This is a genomic window from Rahnella perminowiae (assembly GCF_019049755.1).
Lineage (GTDB): Bacteria > Pseudomonadota > Gammaproteobacteria > Enterobacterales > Enterobacteriaceae > Rahnella > Rahnella perminowiae.
This window is the reverse complement of record NZ_JAFMOS010000288.1, coordinates 1-3,610: the sequence shown is the minus strand read 5'-3', so window position 1 is coordinate 3,610 and position 3,610 is coordinate 1. Positions and strand designations below refer to the sequence as shown.

Genomic DNA, 3,610 nt, shown 5'->3' with positions numbered 1-3,610 from the left:
CTCCTTGAGTGCTTGATTCATTCACTTGTATTTTATATGTAAAGGGAAATTTGATCGAGCCATACCGGTTTATACCAAACTCACCATTTCGGAATGGTTCAGAAAATTTACTTAGCATAGTACTTATACTCTTTTCGAACTCAAGTAGTGCCACAAGATCGTTGTTTAAAAAATGTCGTCCGCAACGGTCCTTTCAACTTTGCCGGCAGACGATATATGAATTTAGCTTTAGCATTTTGAATTACCTACAACCCAACGTCCGCTGTTGGCACAGGCTGTGTGAAAACCCTGGCCAAAAACTGAAGTGCGCGTGTCTACGCAAAATCTGAAATTGATCGACTGGTCAGTAGAGCCGAATTTTACGTATGAGCGCGGTTTTTAGCTCTATTTTTGGCAGTCTCTGTGACCAAAAACCTTTTCACACAGCCTGGGCACAGAGCTGCCTGTCAGATTAGGTTTGGCCCTGTGTCGTAGTTGTGCCAGGTCAAGTCTGAGCTAAGACAAAATATCAGTATCTTTCTGAAGCGTCTGAAGGCGCCGTTCCAGGCTATCCAGTCTTTCTTCGAGGTCATGGCTCTGCTGCTCAATATCTTCCAGCGTTTCTGACAGAACATCACGCAGTAACACAAAATTTGCCTGTAGGGCATAGACAAAATAGTGGCCGCGAACCAGTAATGCTTCGCGCGGTATGTCCTGTAATGCCGAATGCGTCATCCATGTCACCAGCGCTTTTGCGCTCATTTCGGTCAGTACGTCCGAAAGTCGGTCAGTTTCTCGGTTCATTCTGGAGTCCTGTAAGTTCTGATGTTGGGAGAGTAATTCGAAAGGGCATGATTTCCGGTCTTTGCGCTGCGGGTTGGTGGGTTGGGGCAGTAAGTGATAGAGAAGAACTATATGCTGTGGTCTACATCGAGCCGTTGCAGCTCGTCGAGCGTGTAGATGCGGAAGACATTCCGGTGGCGGGTTTCCAGCGGGATGTGCTGATGGTTAACGATGACGTGCCGGATGCTGTCAAACAGCCGTTCAAGACCGCGCTTTTTCTGCGGGTCCGGCACGATATAAAAAACGTAGATCCAGTCTTTACGGGTCCGCGCCAGCAAATGGCTGGCGATGATCGACTGGTAACGGGCTCTGGTTTTCAAACGGCGCTCGGTCTCAATGGCAATCACGGTGCCGCCGGGCAGGGTGATCAGCCCGTCCGGGCGGTGACTGACCTGATACCGGCTAAGGAAGGTCGAGCGGTCACCGTTTATCCATCCGGATGCGCCTTTTTGCTCAAGGATGATGCGGGCTGCCTGATTATCAAGGTGATGCTCCAGCGTCCAGCCGGTAATTTTTGAAGGCTCAAACCGCGCCGGGAAAAGCGTATCGTCGGGGGTTAATACAACTGCCAGTCCGTCACTGGTAATGCCCCACAATGAAATCTTCATCGTGCGCGATACCAGGACATGCTTATGTATTAACCCCATGCCCTCGACTTTTGAAAGCAGGGAATACAGCGATTTATGATCCCTGAAGCCGAAAAGCAGCATCAGCGTTTTAAAGTCACTGTACGTTTCTTCCTTCAGGAAATTCAGTAGTCGTTGTATTTTTTCGCGGTGTCGCGTCTGGCGTTCGCTGTATGCGGTGATGAGCATCATTTCCCCTTTAAAAATCCAGCCATGACGGGTTTTCTTCTTTGTTGGTATTCGGTGTTGTCGTATTTTTTTCGCCCATCTCATCAAAAAAAAGATCGGGCCGCGTTGTGGTGATCTCCGGCATTGATACGGATACGGAGGATGTTTCCTCCTCGCTAAAATCCAGGGCGATGTTTACTGTTGCTGCGGTGGCGGCAATCGCGGGCGACACGGCACAGATCTCCAGTTCGCGTTTTTTCACCCTGATGGGCGAAATCAGCGAAGCAGCCGGGAGTGTTTTTGTCGTGAAGATGAAGCTGACAAAATCGGGTAGGTTCAGGATCATATTGCTGTCGGTAAAGAAACGCTCGGCCTGCCTGATGGTGCGTTCACTGTCGATAGTCTCTGTCAACACGGCATCGGTTTTCGCTTTGCGGACCTCATCATCGACTAATATAGTGCCTGACATTCTGGCTACCCATTCAGCGGTATCCGGGTCCATGACCCGATAAACCAGTTTGAATTTAGCGTTCTCAACAACCGCGCCGACAACGGCGTCACCTTTCAAATCTGCCGGGCAGTCTCTTAAATCGGCAATCGACTGATGGTCCATAATAATATGCACGCCTTTATCCCGCGCCGCGCCTAAACCTTCCAGCGCTGGCCTGGATAAATGATATTTCAGTTCGGAAAGATAAATAGCAATGGGGCGCGGCACGTCTTTCACTCGCTCGCGCCTTTCTGCCAGCTGGTACAGGCGAACCAGCAGCATGCGCTGAGCGGTAATGATTTTGCTGTTGCGCATTGAGCCAATCACGTAGCAGCAACCGCCTTTCTCAAATATTTTATTAAGCGAAAATCCGGTGGGGGCATTGATGGCATTGAGTAAGGCCAGCTCTTCAATTTTCCCGAAAAAGGCTTTTATCTTATCTGCAATACCCTGAACGTAGTCGCCGTTATAAACATCCCGAATGGTTGAGGCAGTATTACGAGTGACAAATTGTGCGGCTATCCGGGACGCTTTTCGGTCGTCAATGCGATAAAAGTCTGACTCCTGACCTTTCTCTGCCAGGCTGAACCCGGCAACAAAAAGCTCTTCCAGTTCATCGGCGGTGATCTCTTCAATCAGGTTTAACTGGTATTGGGGTTTACGCAGGTCAATCAGGGCAAAAGGTTTGCCTGCATCCTCGCAGGCTTTCCGGTAAAGGTGGGGTGCCCATTCATCATCCTTGGGGTCCATCACAAATACGCCTTCACCGGCCAGAATGCTTTGATATAGTAATATCCCGGTGGCAACGCCCTTACCGGCGCCGGTGGTCCCGATAATATCCGCGTGTTGTTTTTGCCAGTCCTTTAACGGCAGGTACATCGGCTGAATATTGCGGTTCATGCCGATAAATAACCCTTTGCTCAGGTCGATATAATCCAGTGGGTCATAATGCAGTGTTTCCGGCAGCAGGGATTTCACCGTACGGACATCAGTGCGTAATTCCCGTTCAAGCGTGGTTTTTCTGACAAGGCGTTTCTTTATTTTATCCAGTTCGGGGGTTAATACCCTTCGCAGCAGAATATGCAAAATAAAACCCGTTACGGTAAAAGTAATCAGAACCGGCCATGCCAGAACGGGAATGCTGGCGACTACCCGGCCACGATAAAGCCACTGGAAAATCCAGATAACAACCGGGGCCATCGTACCGGAAAGAAAACACACCATGGAAAAAGCCATAATCAGCTTTTGCCACAACGGGGCTTTTTGCCGTTCATCGCTTTTCATGGACGCGAAAAACGGCATCGTCAGCCCCGATAACAGCGCCAGCATCAGCTGATGCTGTTGCATAAAAGCCATGAAGCTCAGTGCGCCATTCACTATCGGTGACAGTGAAACGGCCAGCTTATTCAAAATCACGATGCCTCCTTCGTCAGCAGTTCGCCCCATGACATCGCCCCAACAATACGCCCCACGCTGTCGGGCGAAAATCCGGGGCGAATGTCAG

The 3,610-nt window shown here is 49.8% G+C and carries 3 protein-coding genes; all 3 read right to left on the bottom strand.

Annotated features, from left to right (window positions below; translation table 11 throughout):
• Positions 1-495 precede the first annotated feature (495 nt).
• The 3 genes from J1785_RS02495 to J1785_RS02485 all read right to left on the bottom strand — a co-directional run bounded on the left by J1785_RS02495 (position 496) and on the right by J1785_RS02485 (position 3,522).
• Positions 496-783 (bottom strand): hypothetical protein, encoded by a 288-nt coding sequence (locus J1785_RS02495; protein WP_217218735.1) that lies wholly within the window; start codon positions 781-783, stop codon positions 496-498.
• Between the two features lie 107 nt (positions 784-890).
• The gene (gene mobC, locus J1785_RS02490) at positions 891-1,637 is read right to left on the bottom strand and encodes a MobC family replication-relaxation protein (protein ID WP_217218736.1); all 747 of its coding nucleotides are present in this window, start codon (positions 1,635-1,637) and stop codon (positions 891-893) included.
• A gap of 10 nt (positions 1,638-1,647) precedes the next feature.
• Complete coding sequence (locus J1785_RS02485; RefSeq protein WP_217218734.1) at positions 1,648-3,522, bottom strand: type IV secretory system conjugative DNA transfer family protein; 1,875 nt, start codon at positions 3,520-3,522, stop codon at positions 1,648-1,650.
• Between the last annotated feature and the right edge of the window lie 88 nt (positions 3,523-3,610).